This is a genomic window from Halostella pelagica, from assembly GCF_004762015.1.
In the GTDB taxonomy this organism is placed as follows: domain Archaea; phylum Halobacteriota; class Halobacteria; order Halobacteriales; family Natronoarchaeaceae; genus Halostella; species Halostella pelagica.
Map to the genome: position 1 here is coordinate 24,969 of NZ_SJES01000004.1, position 15,421 is coordinate 40,389.

Genomic DNA, 15,421 nt, shown 5'->3' on the forward strand with positions numbered 1-15,421 from the left:
TCCGACGCCGCGGATGATAGTTTTTCTCCCTCTCGATAGAAACGTAGCTACGCCTTCCGCAAACACTTACCCCTCGTCGCACGACTGACGAAACATGAAACGGGTTCGATTCCGCGACCCTGCCGGGGCAGTTCGAACTGGCGAGTGGACAGCCAACGGCGTCGTTTTCGGCGGACAGACGTACGACTTCGACGAGGTAGACGTGTTACCCCCATCAGAACCGTCGAAGATAGTGTGCGTGGGCCGCAACTACGCCCGACACGCCGAAGAACGGGGCGAAGACCTGCCAGACCGCCCGCTTCTCTTTCTCAAGCCGCCGAACGCACTCGCCGGTCACGGGGACACCGTCACGCTCCCTGCCGGGAAAGACAATATCGAACACGAGGCGGAACTCGCCGTCGTGATCGGCGAACAGTGTCGCAACGTCGCCGAAGACGACGCGATGGACGTGGTCGCCGGCTACACCTGTCTGAACGACGTCTCGAACCGCGACGACCAGCGTCGGGAGCAAAACTGGGTGCGCGGAAAGGCGTTCGACGGGGCCGCGCCGGTGGGCCCCGTTCTGGCGACGCCGGACGAGGTGCCCGACGACGCCAGCGTCGAACTCCGGGTCAACGGCGAGACGCGCCAGGACTCCGCACTCGACCGGCAGATATTCTCGGTGCCCGAACTCGTCGCCGAGATCACGACGTACATGACGCTTGAACCAGGCGACGTGATCGCAACCGGGACGCCCGAAGGCGTCGGCCCGCTCACCGACGGCGACAGCGTGGCGGTCGAGATAGAGGGGGTCGGAACGCTAGAACACAGCGTCCGGCAACCGTAAGCCGCCGGGACTGTCCATTCTTCCGCCCACACTGTCGTCGCCGCGCCCGACAGCAAAACGACAAGGCATAAGTTTTAGGTTTGCCTAACTCGCCTGAAAATGGAGCTTACACGACGCGACGCCCTCGCCGCGCTCGGCTCCGGGGGTGTCGTCGCGGGGGTCGGCGTTGCGGGGCTTCACCGGTCGCTCTCGGAGTTACCCGACGACGGACGCGACCTGACGCCGGAGCGAGAGCGTGACCTATTGGTTGCAGTTGCGCGGATCGTCTACCCCTCCGAACTCGACGGCGTCAGCGAGTTCGTCGAAACGTACGTCGCGGGACGCGCCGCGGAGCGGGACGGATACAGGGAGTCCGTCCGGGCAGCGCTCGTAACGCTCGACGAGCGCGCGCGAACGTGGCGCGACGCCGAGTTCCTCTCGCTGGACGGCGCGGAGCGCGAGGCGCACCTCCGTGAACTCGGCGTCGACGCGGCGGACCCGGACCCGACCGGGACCGACGCCGAACGGATCCGTTACTTCGTCGTGAACGAACTGTTGTACGCGCTGTACACCTCCCCGACAGGGGGCGAACTCGTCGGGATCGAGAACCCGCAGGGCCATCCCGGCGGCACCGACACGTACCGACGAGGGCCGCGATGAGCGGCGACCGCACGCCCTCGGACCGCGCCGACGTCTGCGTAGTGGGAGCGGGGCCGGCCGGTGCGCTGGTCGCACACCAGTTAGGAAAACGCGGGTACGACGTTGTCGTCCTCGAAGCAGGCGAACGGTTCGACCCGGCCGACCGCGAGGAGCGCATGGAGCGGTCGATCCGGCCCGGACACGGTCCGCTCGACGTCTGGGAGATGGGCGGCGACCGCGACGCGTACTCGTCGTCCGGCGGGATTGAGTACCCGCTGAACAGCGCACGAGTGAAAGGCGTCGGCGGATCGACGCTGCACTGGCAGGGGATGGTCATGCGCCTCCACGAGATCGATTTCGAACTGGCGTCGCGGACGGGCGTCGGCGACGACTGGCCGATCGCGTACGACGACCTGCGACCGTACTACGCCGCCGCGGAGTCGGAACTGGGCGTCGCGGGCGCTGCCGACAACCCCTTCGCGCCACCGCGCGAGGAGCCGTTCCCGATGCCCGCGTTCCGTCCCTCCTACAGCGATTCGCTGTTCGCCGAGGCCTGCGACGATCTGGGGATCGCGATGCACTCCGTGCCGAACGCTCGGAACTCGGAGCCGTACGACGACCGCGGAGAGTGCGTCGGGTTCGGCACCTGCAAGCCGGTCTGTCCCTCTGGCGCGAAATACAGCGCCGACGTCCACGTCCGGAAGGCCGAAAACGAAGGCGTCCGGGTCGTCGACCGCGCCCCGGTCCAGCGTCTCGTCCACGACGCCGCCGGCGACAGCGTCGAGTCTGCCGTCTACGCCACGCCCGACGGCCGGGAACACACCCAGGAGGCCAGGGCGTTCGTCCTCGCTGCGGGCGGCGTCGAGATACCCCGACTGCTCCTGCTCTCGGCCTCCGAGCGATATCCAGACGGCCTCGCCAACTCCAGCGGCCTCGTCGGCCGGTGTTTCATGGACCACCTCTTCGCCGGGATGGGCGGGACGCTGGACGAACCGACGCGACAGAACCACGTCGGCTTCATCACCAGCGAGTCCCACCAGTTCTACGACGAGGCCGACGAGGACGTCGGTCCATTCAAACTGGAGTTTCTCAACTACGCCGGCCCCTCGCCGGTCGAGATGGCGCTCTCGGGCGACGAGTGGGGAGACGACCTCCTCGATACCCTGCGGGACGGCTACGGGGGTCACGTCGCCATGGGGGCGCTGGCCGGCCAACGACCGCGCGAACGGAACCGCGTGACGCTCGACCCGTCCGTCACCGACGACCACGGCAACCCGGTACCGGAGATCCAGTGGTCGCTTGACGACCGGACGAGAAACACCCTCCGCCGCGCCAACGAGATCCAGCGCGACGTACTCACCGAACTCGGCGTCGACATCGAGTGGTCGGTCGGCCCCGAAAACACCGGTCCCGCGTTTCACCACATGGGCACGACGCGGATGGGGACGGACCCAGCGGAGAGCGTCGTGAACCCCGAACTCCGGACCCACGACCTTGGCAATCTCTGGATCCCGTCCAGCAGCGTCTTCGTCACCAGCGGCGCGATGAACCCGACGCTCACCATCGCCGCACTGGCGCTCAAAGCGGCCGACCACGTCGACGAGGCGCTCTGAACGAGCCACCGGCGAGGCGTCGCAACTACGTCACCGACGAATCACCACGACCACGCCATATAGTACCATGCCCACCCAAGAGCTTTGACCCCGTTCGTCGTTCGTACGACTACGCCGATGCTCATCAGTCTCCGTTTCTGACCGTCGCACGACTTACGCCCGCGAGCGGCCGTTGCGGGTCCGTGTGACGGTTCCGTCTGTCATCCCCAGCGACTGCACCGACGTGGGAATCGTTCGCCACCGACGTAGAAGCCGTTCTTACTATCAGCGCCGCGGGGTTGCTGTACCGCTTTCGAAGCGACACGGACACACAAACCACAGAATGACACGACAAGCCGTACTCGCGAAACGCGTAGACGACAGACCGGCGGAGACGACGGAAATCCGGGGGCTCGCGGAAGCCGCAGGATACGACGTTGTCGGGGAGATAACGCAACGACGGGCCGAGGACGCCGGCACCTGTTTCGGCGGCGGGAAAGTAGATGAACTAGCCCGTCTGGTGGCGGAAACGAGCTCCAAGGCGGTCGTCGTCGACAACGACCTGTCTCCGAAACAGTCGACGGCACTGGTCGACGCCTGTCCGGACGGCACCCGGGTCGCGGACCGACACCGGGTCGTTCTCGACATCTTCGCCGAGCGGGCGGCGACCCGTCGCGCGAAGTTGCAGGTCGAACTGGCGTCGCTGGAGTACGAACTCCCCCGCATCGAGGAGGAGGGCGATCCCCATTTGATGACCCTCGCCGCGGAGAAGGGGACCCGCCTCAACGACGTCCGTTCCAGGATCGACCGGGTGAAGCGAGCGCTGGACGACATCGCCGACGACCACGCGAAACGGCGGTCCGAGCGCCACGACCGTGGGTTCTCACTGGTCGCCATCGCCGGCTACACGAACGCCGGCAAGTCGACGCTGTTGCACCGACTGGCCGACGACCTCTCCGTCGACGCCGTCGACCCGGCGCACGACGATCTGGACGCGACGGCGTCGGTCGAGAACCGACTGTTCGAAACGCTACAGACGACTACCCGCCGGGGGACTCTCGACGGCCGCCGGGCCTTGCTCACCGACACTGTCGGCCTCATCGACGACCTTCCGCACGACCTCGTCGAATCGTTCCACGGAACGTTATCGGAGACGTACCACGCCGACGCGGTCGTCCTCGTCGTCGACGCCAGCGCACCGATAGACGCGTTCCGCGACCGCGTCGACACCTGCCGGCGCGTCCTCGACGGGAACGTCGACGGGACGGTCGTCCCGGCGCTGAACAAGGTCGATATCGCGGACGACGACGCCCTCGATGACCGGCGGGACGCGCTCGCCGACCACTGGAGCGACCCTGTCGCCATCAGCGCCCTCGAAGGGTCGGGGATCGACGACCTAGCCTCGACGGTCGCGGCCGAACTTCCCGCGGTGCGATGTGAACTCACCGTCCCGAACTGCGACGACGCGATGAGCCTGGTCTCCTGGCTGTACGACCGCACTAGCGTCGAGACGGTCGACTACGCGAGCGACGAGGTCTCCGTCGCGTTCACCGGCCGCCCGGAAATCGTTTCGCTGGCCCGGGGGCGAGCGGATGAGCTTCGATAACGGCCGGCCTCTGCACCGTCTTGAGCAACCTTAAGACCCGTCACGCACTTGCCTCGTTTATGCAACCACGCGACCTGTCGGACCACGTCCCGTACGAGGCGGGGCGCGGAATCGAGGAAGTCGCTCGCGAACTCGGTGCGGACCCGGGCACCCTCACAAAGCTCGCATCGAACGAGAACCCGCTCGGCCCGAGTCCGGCCGCCAGCGAGGCCATTCGCGAGGCGGCCGACAGCGCCAGCACCTACCCGACGGCGGCCCACACTGACCTGACGGCGGCCGTCGCGGACGCCTGGTCCGTCGCCGACGAACAGATATGGCTCGGAAACGGCGGCGACGGAGCGCTCGACTACCTCTCTCGCGCGATGCTCAACCCAGGCGACGAGGTTCTGGTGCCGGCCCCCGGGTTCTCCTACTACGGGATGAGCGCCCGGTATCACCACGGCGAGGTGACCGAGTACGCCCTCTCCGCCGACGACGGGTTCGCGATGGACGCCGACGCCGTCCTCGACGCCTACGACGGCGAGCGGATCGTCTACGTCAACTCGCCGCACAACCCGACCGGACGGGTGATGGCCCTCGACGAGATAGCGCGCGTCGCCCGAGAGACCGGCGACGAGACGCTCGTCGTCGTCGACGAAGCGTACGGCGAGTACGCCGACGCTCCCTCCGCAGTCTCGCTGGTGGGCGGGGACGCGAGCAAACCCGCCGGCCTCTCGGACGCGACCGAGACCCGGGAGACGCGCGAGGACGTGGCCGTCGTTCGGACGTTCTCGAAGGCGTACGGCCTCGCCGGCGTTCGCCTGGGCTACGCCGTCGTTCCCGAGGCGTGGGCCGACGCGTACGCTCGCGTCAATACCCCGTTCGCCGCGAGCGAGGTCGCTTGCCGCGCCGGCCTCGCCGCGATGGACGACCGCGACCACGTAGAGCAGTCCCTCGAAACCGCAGCGTGGGCGCGCGAGTACATGCAGGAGCACATCGAGGCGCAGGTCCTCCCGAGCGCTGGGAACTTCGTCCTCGCGAACGTGGGCGACGGGACGGAGGTGTACGAACAGCTCAAACGCCGCGGCGTCATCGTCCGCGACGTGTCCAGTTACGGCCTCCCCGAGTGGGTCCGCATCACCTGCGGCGACCGGGAGCAGACTCGAACGGCCGTCGCCGAACTGAACGAGGTTCTCGGATGAGAGTCGCCGTGACCGGGACGCCCGGAACGGGCAAGACCACCGCCACGGACCGCCTCGATGCGGACCTCGACGTGGTTCACCTGAACGAGGTCGTCCGCGAGGAGGGGCTGTATGACGAGGTCGACGAGGAACGAGACAGCGTCGTCGCGGATCTGGACTCCGTCGCGGAGCGGGTAAGCGACCGCGACGAGGTCGTGTTCGACTCCCACCTCTCGCACCACCTCGACGTGGACCGCGTCGTCGTGTTGCGCTGTCATCCCGAAGCGCTCGAACGCCGCCTCCGAGAGCGCGGCGAGACAGACGCGAAAGCCGAGGAGAACGCCGAAAGCGAGGCGCTCGACGTTATTCTCGCGGAGGCCGTCGACGCCCACGGCCCCGAGAGCGTGTACGAAATAGACACGACTGACCGCGACCCGGACGCGGTGGCCCGGGATATCTCGGCCGCCATCGCGGGAGAGCGCGAACCGAGCGCGGGAACCGTCTCCTTCATCGAGTACCTATGACGCTCGACCAACTCCGTCCCTACGTGAGTCGCCTGATCGGCCCTTGGGTGAGTGCGGCCGACCGCCTCGGGCTCACTCCGAACGGCGTGAGCGCCGTTGCCGGTCTCGTCGCGGGTGCCGCCGGCGCCGCCTACTTCCTCGCCGGCACCGACCCCGTCTGGTACGTCGTGGGGTCGACGCTAGTCGTGCTGAACGGCTGGTTCGACGTGATCGACGGCGCGCTGGCCCGTGAGCAAGGCGTCGATTCGAAGGCCGGCGACCTCCTCGACCACGTCCTCGACCGGTACGCCGACATCGTGATCATCGCCGGAATCGCGGCGGGGGTGGAGCGTTACGCGCTCGGTCTCGCCGCCGTCACCGGCGTCCTCATGACATCGTACCTCGGAACGCAGGCACAAGCGGTCGGTCTCGACCGGTTGTACGCGGGTCTGGTCGGCCGCGCCGACCGGCTCGTGATCATCGCCGCCGTCGGCTTCGTCGCCTACTTCGTCGACGCGACGGCGTACGGGCTCTCTATCGCTGGCTGGTTGCTCGCCTTTCTCGCGGTCGTTGGACACCTCACCGCGGGGCAGCGTTTTTTCGAGGCCTGGGGGCGACTCTCCTGACCCAGCGCATCATTTATACCCTGCCGCGCTAAATCTGTGACCATGGTTCAGTGCGAGATGTGCGGCGCCGAGACATCGTCGCCGAAGAAGGTGAAAGTCGAAGGCGCCGAACTGGACGTCTGCGGAGACTGCGCTGACTTCGGGACCGAAGTCAAGCAACAGTCGTCGTCCGGCGAGACGTCGACGAAATACTCAACGGGTTCGTCGAACGGGTCGAGCACGTCGAGCTCTGCGTCCGGCGGCTCCAGCACGACAAGTTCGACCGCGTCGTCCGGCGGTTCCAGAAACCGCTCCGACATGTTCGACGACATGGACGAACTCGCGCAGGATTACGACGAGATCATCCGCCGTGCCCGCGAGGAAGACGGGCTCTCCCAGGCGGACCTGGCGGACGAACTCAACGAGAAGGCGAGTCTCATCCGGAAACTCGAACGCGGAGATACGCTCCCGAGCGACGACGTCCAGACCAAACTCGAACGGTTCCTCGACGTCAATCTGAGCGGCGGTGCCGGCGGCGAAGACACCGAGTGGGAAGGCGGTTCCTCGTCCGGCGAGTACACGCTCGGCGACGTCGTCAAGCGCAAGGACTGAGCGGGCCGAACCCAGTTATTCTCCGTTTCGAATGGATCGGCTGGTGACGAGAGACGACTGACCGCGGTGCTTGCCGGATATCTCGTCGCTCTCGCGTAATCTATTTGGAGCCCCGGGCCACCTCTCGTGGTATGTTCGTTCTCGTCAATCTGAAGGCGTACCCGTGTGACCCAGTCGCCGTCGCGAGCGCCGCGGCCGACGTCGACGACGACACGGACGCTAACGTCGCTATCGCACCGCAGGCAGCCCACCTCTCCGCCGTCGCCGAGACGGGAGTCGAGACATGGGCACAGCACGTCAGTCCCGTCGAACACGGCAGTCACACCGGGAGCGCGCTCGCGGAGGCAGCGGCCGACGCCGGCGCGACCGGAACGCTGCTCAATCACTCGGAGAACCGCCTGAAACTCGCTGACATCGACGGCTCGCTCGACGCCGCGGAGCGGGCGGACTTCGACACCGTGGTCTGTGCGAACAACGCGGAACAGGTGGCCGCCGCGGCCGCCCTCGGTCCGGACGCCGTCGCGGTCGAACCCCCGGAACTCATCGGCACCGGAACGCCCGTCAGCAAGGCCGACCCCGATATCGTTCGGGACGCCGTCGACGCGGCCGCTGCCGTCGACGAGAGCGTCGACGTCTACTGCGGGGCGGGCATCAGCACCGGCGAGGATCTCGTCGCCGCGCGCGAACTCGGTGCGGACGGCGTCTTGCTTGCGAGCGGCGTCGCGAAGGCCGACGACCCCGCAGCGGCGCTCGCCGATCTGGTCGACCCGCTCTGATCGACCCCCTATTCCTAACACGTCCCGGCCGCAACTCGGCGTATGTCCGATTCCGCCGAGCGTCCGTTCGAAGAGCGACTCGAAGACAAACTGATGGGCGTGGGCGCGTACCTCGCGGATTTCGCAGAAACGTCAGACGGCGTCGAGATCGAGTACGAGACCGTCAGCCCCGGAGACGGCGTACCCCATCGGCAAGTTGGGCAGGTCCTCCAGACGCTGTGGGACGTGCGCGGCGAGGACGCCGACCCCGTCACCGTCAGGGCGACCGTCACCGACGACGAGGGCAACCGGCGGGGCCGGTGGCGCGCCGAGGCGGAGTGGGTCGCGGCGCTCGGCGACGACATGACACAGACGGAGTTCTCCCAGCGAGTGCTCGACACTATCGAGGAACCGTAGCGTCGCGGTGAGCGTCCCAGCGTTCTCCTTTCGCAGGACCATCCCGATGTCGTCTTCCAGTTTCTCCTCGACCGAGCTATTCAAGTCGGCGTCGTCGTCGGTATCGACCGCGGCCCGGACAGTCGCGTCGTGGACCGACAGAAGCGCCTCGAACTCCGCGTCTGTCACGTTGTGTGTCCCCGAACTGACGCCAGATACGTCGGGCGACGTAGTAGGCCTCGCTGTCAGCGAACAGGAGGGTCCTCCCGAAGCGTCTTCCGGCACTCGTACACGAGTTCGTCCACACCGGGAACGTTGCTCATTCCCGACTGGTGGCGCTCGATCACCGTTCGCAATCGGTCCGGCGACCCCCGGCGTCCGCTGCGGCGCTGGCGACTATGTCGTTCTCGAAAACCCCTTGGCAGTCGCTCATGGTCTCCCGTAGGTTCGGGACGAACTCGTATCTACTGTTCGCCCTCTCCCCTCGGTTGTGATGGTCTCTACGTTATCGTCGCGGACTCGGAGTCGGTTTCGAGATACTGCTCTTCCCACTCGCGGCGCGCCTCTATCTCGCGTTTCCCGCGTTGGGTCAGCGCGTAGTAGTTGGTGCGCCTGTCGAGTTCCCCTTTCTCGACGAGCCCCTTGTCGACGAGGGTGTCGAGGTTCGGATACAATCGACCGTGGTGGATCTCCGTCTCGTAGTACTTCTCTAGTTCTTCCTTGATCGCGAGGCCGTGTGGGTCGTCGAGACCGGCGATTACCGTGAGCAAGTCTCGCTGGAACCCTGTTAGATCGTGCATCGTTCCCCCCATCACACTGTAACATCAGAGTCGGCATAAACGTATGGGGGTCCCCCCGTACCTGCTATCTCATGGAAACGACGCTCACCAGACTGCGGACAGGATCGTAAACGGCGCTCGCCGGATCGCTTCACGGCGGTGGCTAATCGCGTCGTGCGGTCGAGGTATGATACCTGAAAACAATTAAGACCCGACCGGGAGAGGGAGGTGACATGGGTGACGAGAGTGTGTTCGTCTCGCACGCGCCGGGGGATTCGGAGACGGTCGAACGGCTGTTCAGGTCGGTCCGGAACTTCCCGTTCGGCGTCCACGTCGCCGCGAACGAACTCGGCGGCGTGGTGAGCAGAGAGGGTCTCAAAAGTCGGATCGACGACAGCGACATCGTCGTCGCCGTGATGACGGAGTCTGCCGCCACTGACCCCTGGGTGAACCAGGAGGTCGGATACGCCGTCGCGCGGGGCGTGCCGGTCCTGCCGGTGTACGAACGGCACGACGACCTCGGCGGATATCTCGCCGACGTGGACGGAGTCGAACTCGACGACGACGAGATGGACGAGACGGTGTTTCGACTGGTGAGTAACCTCCGCGGGGAGCTGACTCCCCTCGGTGCCCTCGATACACCGAAGTGGTACGTCCGGTTCGACTGCACGGTCGAGGAGTGCGGTAATCCGGTGACGCTGCCGATAACCGACCAGCAGCGGGAACTGTGGCGGCTCCACGACCACGGACGGACGATCCACGCCGACTGCGGAGAGTGCAGCGGGCGGTATCACTTCGATCCGGCTACGTTGGGATTTCTCAAACGAGAAGGCCCGTAGCGCCGGCGTTCAGTCGGTGAGCCGGTCGTAAGCCCGTTTGACGGATTTGAACTCCGCCCGACTGCCGTCCTCGCGGTCCGGATGGGCCGCCTTGACACGTTCCAGGTACGCCTGCCGGATCGCCTCCTCGTCGGCGTTCCCGGTGATTTCGAGCATCGCGTACGCCTCCGAGCGCCGCATTCGGACAGACCTGACCACGCCGTCGGCGAGTCCCTCGTCCTTGCAGTCCGGGCAGAACAGCTGCGTGCGTCCGTCGACGGTTTCGACCCGGTAGAGCTCCACGGTGAACGACTCCCGGCACTGGTCACAGCTGTTCCGGCTGACAGCCGTTTCGTCGTTCGCCCCCGACGAGTTCCCGTTCGTCGCGTCGGATCCGCCGGTCGAGGAACTCCCGGTGCGACTGGTTCGGTCGCCGCCCCGTCCGGGAACGTGGCGCTCACAGTCCGCACAGCAGAGTACTGACGTGCCGTCGGACAGCGTCACATCGGACAGCGCGGAGAGCCGGTGCTCGGTTCCACACCCGTCGCAGGCCCGGCGTCGCTGGTCGAGTTCGGACTGCTTTTCGGCCGCCTCCTCGGCGTACTCCCGACACTCCGGACAACAGACTGCAGTGTGACCGTCGGGCATAGTGACGGAGTACAGGTCGTCGAGCGGGAGGGTTCGACCGCATCCGTCACAGCCCCGTCTGTCGGTCACGGCCATCGTGTAGGGTTGGTATCTCCTCGTATATATGTTTTGTACGTGTTTGTATCCGATTGACTGAACGTCGTGTCTTCGAACAGGTGTCGCATCAGCGTCACCCCGGTGCGACGCTGACGCCACCGCTAGTTTCCGCCTTGGTTAATAATTCACTGTCGCTACTTTATCAGTATATGCGAAATAGAGCCGGATCTATAGCAGTAGAGTTAATAACTACTCGGTTCGTAGCCCGACGTGATGAGTCACAGCGGATCTTCGCAGGCGTCCGACGCGTCAGGTGACGAGGGAACCCTGACGCTCTCGGTGCCCGAGATGGACTGTCCCTCCTGCGCGTCGAAGGTGGAGGGAAGCGTCAGCGGCGTCGAGGGCGTCACTGACATCGACACCGTTCCCACGGCGGGAAAGGTGCGTGTCGACTACGGCGGACCGGCTGACCCAGCGGCGGTCGTCGCCGCCGTCGAGAGCGCCGGCTACGATGTGGCCTCCGGCGGCCCCGAGGGCACCGACGACGACCCCGGCTCGGTGTGGCGAAGCACGCGGGCGACGAAGACGGGGCTCGCCGGCGCCTTCCTCCTGCTCGCGCTCGCCGTACAGTGGGCGGTTCCGGGGACGAACGCCGCGCTGTTCACGGCGCTGGGCCAGGAGTGGGTCCTCGCGGACGCCTTTTTCGTCGGCGCTATCGTGGCCGGCGGGCAGGTCATCGTCCGGAACGGCTACTACTCCGCACGGAACCTGAGTCTCGACATCGACTTCCTGATGACCGCGGCCATCCTCGGCGCGACGGGACTGACACTGTTCGTCGCCGGGGAGAACCTGTTCGTCGAGGCGGCGACGCTGGCCGTGCTGTTCAACCTCGCTGAACTGCTGGAACGCTACTCCGTGACGCGGGCGCGCCGGTCGCTGGAGGAACTGTTCTCGCTCGCGCCGGAGACGGCAGTCGTCCGCCGGAACGGGGAACTCGACGAGGTCCCGGTCGATGCCGTCTCGGTGGGCGAGGAGGTTGTCGTCGAACCCGGCGAGAAGGTGCCGCTCGACGGCACCGTCACTGAGGGCGAGAGCGCCATCAACGAGGCACCGATCACCGGCGAGAGCGTTCCCGTGGACAAGCGTCCGGGCGACGAGGTGTTCGCCGGAACGATCAACCAACAGGGGTACCTCGAACTGCGGGTCGACGCCGAGTCGAGCGACAGCACGCTCGCCCGGATCATCGACCTCGTCGAGGGGGCACAGGAGAACCGGACCGAACGCGAGCAGTTCGTCGACCGGTTCGCCGGCTACTACACGCCGGTCGTCACCGCCGCGGCGGTGCTGACCGCAGCCATCCCGCCGCTGCTCTGGGGCGCGTACTGGGTCGACTGGGTGGTCCGCGGGATCGCCTTGCTCGTCATCGCTTGCCCCTGCGCGTTCGTCATCTCGACGCCCGTCTCCGTGGTCTCCGGCATCACCAGCGCCGCGCGCAATGGCGTCCTCATCAAGGGCGGCGACCACCTCGAGACGACGGGCGAGGTCGACGCCGTTGCGTTCGACAAGACGGGGACGCTCACGACGGGCGAACTCGCCGTCACGGACGTGGTCCCCCTCGGCGACAACGACGCCGAGGACGTTCTCGCCTGCGCTCGCGGCGTCGAGCGCCGGAGCGAACACCCCATCAGTGATGCCATCGTGGACCACGCGGACGAAGCGTCAGTCGACGAGTGCGAGGTGACTGATTTCGAGGCGATCACCGGCAAAGGGGTCCGCGCCGATCTCGACGGGACGACACACTACGCCGGCAAACCCGCGTTCTTCGAGGACCTCGGGTTCGACCTGGACCACGTCCATTTCGCAACTGACGGGGGACAGGTGGTAGGCAAACCCCGGAGTCAGTGTGAGCGCCAGGGCTGCCTCGACCTCGTGGACGAGACGATCCCAGAACTTCAGGCTGAGGGGAAGACGGTGATCCTCGTCGGCACCGGGGACGCGCTCGAAGGCGTCATCGCCGTGGCCGACAGCGTACGCGAGGACGCGAAGCGGGCGGTCGAACGCCTCCGCGAGGTCGACGTCGAACCGGTGATGCTCACCGGCGACAACGAGGGCACCGCACGCGCCATCGCCGACGCGGTCGGCATCGACCGCTACGAGGCGGAACTGCTCCCCGAGGAGAAAGTCGAGGCCGTCGAGCGTCTCCGCGGGGAGTACGACACGGTTGCGATGGTCGGCGACGGCATCAACGACGCCCCCGCGCTCGCAGCGGCCGACGTCGGCATCGCGATGGGTGCGGCGGGCACCGACACAGCCATCGAGACGGCGGACATCGCGCTGATGGCCGACGACCTCTCGAAACTCCCCTATCTGATCGACCTCTCTCGAACCGCCAACGGCGTCATCCGGCAGAACATCTGGGCGAGTCTCGCCGTGAAGGCGATACTCGCCGTCGGCATCCCGCTCGGCTACGTCTCGCTGGTGCTTGCAGTGCTCGCCGGCGATGTCGGCATGACGACCGCCGTCACCGGGAACGCGATGCGTCTGGCGCGGCTCAGTCCGGAAGAGTAGACCACGGGTGGGACCCCGGCCACCGCCCCTGCAATCGAGTGCGGACTACAGCCATCCTTCCCGTCGGAAGTAGCTGACCATCACGAGCGCGGTCACAAGCATTCCGAGCATTACGGCCGGATACCCCCAATCCCAGCCGAGTTCCGGCATGTTGTACGGCCCGCCGTCGAAGTTCATGCCGTAGACGCCGGCGATGAACGTCAGCGGGAGGACGATCGTGGCGACGACGGTGAGTTTCTTCATCACCTCGTTCGTCGACATCGAGAGGGAGTTCAGGTAGATGTCACGCGCGCCGCCGGTCAGGTCGCGGTACGTCTCGACGAGGTCGACCAGTTGCACGAGGTGGTCGTACGCGTCGCGGTAGTACTTCTCGGTCTCCTCGCTCACCTGGTCTGGGTCGCCGCGAGCGAGGACGCCGACGGCGTCTCGGACGGGCCAGACGAGGCGGCGGAGCGAGAGAAGTTCCCGTCGGAGGCTGTGAATTCGCTCCAGGGTCCCGACGTCGGGGGCATCGATGACTTCGTCCTCGACGAGTTCGATGTCGTCCTCTATCTCGTCTAGCAGGCCGAAGTAGTCGTCGACGATACCGTCGATGATCCGGTAGGCCGTGAAATCGGCTCCGCGCGCGACGACGCGAGTGTCGCCCCGGTCGACCGCGTTTCGCGCCCGCTCGACGGCCTCGACCCGGTCCAGCGATATCGTCACGACCCATCCGTCGCCGAAGAAGATGCCGACGGGGTCCTCCCGGAGTTCCTCCTCGAAGGTCGTCTCCCCGCGAGAGAGTTCCGCCTCCTTGATCAGGACGAACGCGTGGTCGTCGAACACGTCGACCTTGGGACGGACGCCGTTCTGGATGTCCTCGGTTTCGAGATGGTGTATGTCGAAGGCGTCCCGTATCGTACCGAGTTCGGCGTCGTCCGGGTCGACGACGCGGATCCACGTCGTCCCGTCGGCGTCGCGAGCTTCCGCGATGTCGTCGTACTGTCTCGCTCCGGCGTTGTCGTACACGATAGCGTCGACGGTCACACGGCGTCACCTCCGGCCCGCCCGACGACCAGTAGCGTCAGACCGACCATCACCGCGGCGACGGAGAACGCTCGTCCGGGGTACTGCGTCGCGATACCCGCGACGTAGCCGACAACCCCGCCGACAGTTAGTGCGGTACCCACTGCTAGGTTCCGATTCATGGCAAAGCCATCTCTCGGCCGGTACAAACCGTTATCGGGCGGTCGGTGGTCGCCTCGACGCGGATCACTCGTGGGGGAGAATGTCCCCGAGTGCGGCTCCAAGCGCCATGACGACCGCCGTCACGGTCGTCTGGCACGTCGCCACCCACGGTCCCGCCCAGTCGACGCGCCCCCACGCGGTCATCAGGAGCGCAGCCGTCCCGCCCGAGATGACGACGATGCCGACGAGCCGAACCGGAACGACGCCGAACAGCAGGTCGCTCTCGACCTCCTCGAAGCCGACGGCGTGGAGGATGCCGATGACGATGACGAGCCCCAGCGTCAGCGTCAGCAGGAAATACGGCGGATGGGCCGCGATGAAGCGTCCCACGTCGAGCGTCCCGTCCTCGACGAGCATGGGTACGCCGAAGATCAGGCTCCCGACGAGGGCCTCGCCGGCGTCCCGGATGTCGAAGTCGGACCGCAGGCGGCCGAACAGTCGGGGATCGCCCGCACGCCGGAGCGTCCGCATCGTCTCCCGGACCTGTTCGCGCTCCTCCGGCGAGTCCACTATCTCCTCCAGTTCTTCGAGTTCGTCGAGCGCGTCGTCGAAGTCCGGCCGATCCGCGTCCGAACCGTCCGATCCCTCGCCCGTTCGAGACATACGTGAAGGGAAACAACCGGACTACAATAAAAGCCGGCGACGCGTTCAGGCGGTTTTCCAGACGAGACT

At 66.4% G+C, this 15,421-nt stretch carries 17 protein-coding genes; 12 read left to right on the top strand and 5 right to left on the bottom strand.

The features are described 5' to 3' along the window. The first annotated feature begins 94 nt into the window (after window positions 1-94). From EYW42_RS10840 to EYW42_RS10885, 10 genes are all read left to right on the top strand, one after another. Entirely contained in the window at window positions 95-826 is a 732-nt protein-coding gene (locus EYW42_RS10840; protein WP_135535302.1) for a fumarylacetoacetate hydrolase family protein, read from the top strand. A 99-nt stretch (window positions 827-925) separates the two neighbouring features. Next, complete coding sequence (locus EYW42_RS10845) at window positions 926-1,465, top strand: gluconate 2-dehydrogenase subunit 3 family protein (protein WP_135535303.1); 540 nt, start codon at window positions 926-928, stop codon at window positions 1,463-1,465. After that, window positions 1,462-3,057, top strand: a complete 1,596-nt coding sequence (locus EYW42_RS10850; protein ID WP_135535304.1) for a GMC family oxidoreductase — start codon at window positions 1,462-1,464, stop codon at window positions 3,055-3,057. Before EYW42_RS10845 ends, EYW42_RS10850 begins: the two co-directional genes overlap by 4 nt. Window positions 3,058-3,379: 322 nt before the next feature. After that, a complete protein-coding gene (gene hflX, locus EYW42_RS10855) occupies window positions 3,380-4,642 on the top strand; it encodes a GTPase HflX (RefSeq protein WP_135535305.1) in 1,263 nt (420 codons plus the stop codon). 59 nt (window positions 4,643-4,701) lie between these two features. Further along, on the top strand, window positions 4,702-5,823 hold the full coding sequence (gene hisC, locus EYW42_RS10860) for a histidinol-phosphate transaminase (RefSeq protein ID WP_135535306.1): 1,122 nt from the start codon (window positions 4,702-4,704) through the stop codon (window positions 5,821-5,823). Beyond that, window positions 5,820-6,326, top strand: coding sequence for an adenylate kinase family protein (locus EYW42_RS10865; RefSeq protein WP_135535307.1), 507 nt, complete (start codon window positions 5,820-5,822; stop codon window positions 6,324-6,326). Before hisC ends, EYW42_RS10865 begins: the two co-directional genes overlap by 4 nt. Next, window positions 6,323-6,931, top strand: coding sequence for a CDP-alcohol phosphatidyltransferase family protein (locus EYW42_RS10870; RefSeq protein WP_135535308.1), 609 nt, complete (start codon window positions 6,323-6,325; stop codon window positions 6,929-6,931). The genes EYW42_RS10865 and EYW42_RS10870 overlap by 4 nt, the downstream gene beginning before the upstream one ends. A gap of 42 nt (window positions 6,932-6,973) precedes the next feature. Then, complete coding sequence (locus tag EYW42_RS10875; protein ID WP_135535309.1) at window positions 6,974-7,522, top strand: multiprotein bridging factor aMBF1; 549 nt, start codon at window positions 6,974-6,976, stop codon at window positions 7,520-7,522. A 131-nt stretch (window positions 7,523-7,653) separates the two neighbouring features. Continuing rightward, complete coding sequence (tpiA, locus tag EYW42_RS10880; RefSeq protein ID WP_135535310.1) at window positions 7,654-8,298, top strand: triose-phosphate isomerase; 645 nt, start codon at window positions 7,654-7,656, stop codon at window positions 8,296-8,298. 42 nt (window positions 8,299-8,340) lie between these two features. Further along, window positions 8,341-8,694, top strand: coding sequence for a hypothetical protein (locus EYW42_RS10885; protein ID WP_135535311.1), 354 nt, complete (start codon window positions 8,341-8,343; stop codon window positions 8,692-8,694). A 479-nt stretch (window positions 8,695-9,173) separates the two neighbouring features. On the opposite strand, the gene EYW42_RS10890 is transcribed toward EYW42_RS10885, so the two are convergent. Continuing rightward, window positions 9,174-9,473 carry a PadR family transcriptional regulator gene (locus EYW42_RS10890; protein ID WP_135535312.1) on the bottom strand — a complete coding sequence of 100 codons (300 nt, stop codon included), beginning with the start codon at window positions 9,471-9,473 and terminating at the stop codon, window positions 9,174-9,176. 212 nt (window positions 9,474-9,685) lie between these two features. Between EYW42_RS10890 and EYW42_RS10895 the strand changes: the two genes are divergently transcribed. Further along, window positions 9,686-10,291 carry a toll/interleukin-1 receptor domain-containing protein gene (locus tag EYW42_RS10895; protein ID WP_135535313.1) on the top strand — a complete coding sequence of 202 codons (606 nt, stop codon included), beginning with the start codon at window positions 9,686-9,688 and terminating at the stop codon, window positions 10,289-10,291. 9 nt (window positions 10,292-10,300) lie between these two features. Here EYW42_RS10895 and EYW42_RS10900 read toward each other — a convergent pair whose 3' ends face one another. After that, window positions 10,301-10,993, bottom strand: coding sequence for a J domain-containing protein (locus EYW42_RS10900; protein WP_135535314.1), 693 nt, complete (start codon window positions 10,991-10,993; stop codon window positions 10,301-10,303). A gap of 234 nt (window positions 10,994-11,227) precedes the next feature. Between EYW42_RS10900 and EYW42_RS10905 the strand changes: the two genes are divergently transcribed. Continuing rightward, window positions 11,228-13,522, top strand: a complete 2,295-nt coding sequence (locus EYW42_RS10905) for a heavy metal translocating P-type ATPase (RefSeq protein ID WP_135535316.1) — start codon at window positions 11,228-11,230, stop codon at window positions 13,520-13,522. Window positions 13,523-13,567: 45 nt separating this feature from the next. Here EYW42_RS10905 and corA read toward each other — a convergent pair whose 3' ends face one another. From corA to EYW42_RS10915, 3 genes are all read right to left on the bottom strand, one after another. Next, window positions 13,568-14,548: a magnesium/cobalt transporter CorA gene (corA, locus tag EYW42_RS10910; protein WP_135535317.1), complete on the bottom strand. Its 981-nt coding sequence runs from the start codon at window positions 14,546-14,548 to the stop codon at window positions 13,568-13,570. Next, window positions 14,545-14,709: a hypothetical protein gene (locus EYW42_RS19825; RefSeq protein WP_168192951.1), complete on the bottom strand. Its 165-nt coding sequence runs from the start codon at window positions 14,707-14,709 to the stop codon at window positions 14,545-14,547. The genes corA and EYW42_RS19825 overlap by 4 nt, the downstream gene beginning before the upstream one ends. Window positions 14,710-14,773: 64 nt before the next feature. Then, window positions 14,774-15,352, bottom strand: coding sequence for a DUF2391 family protein (locus tag EYW42_RS10915; RefSeq protein ID WP_135535318.1), 579 nt, complete (start codon window positions 15,350-15,352; stop codon window positions 14,774-14,776). Between the last annotated feature and the right edge of the window lie 69 nt (window positions 15,353-15,421).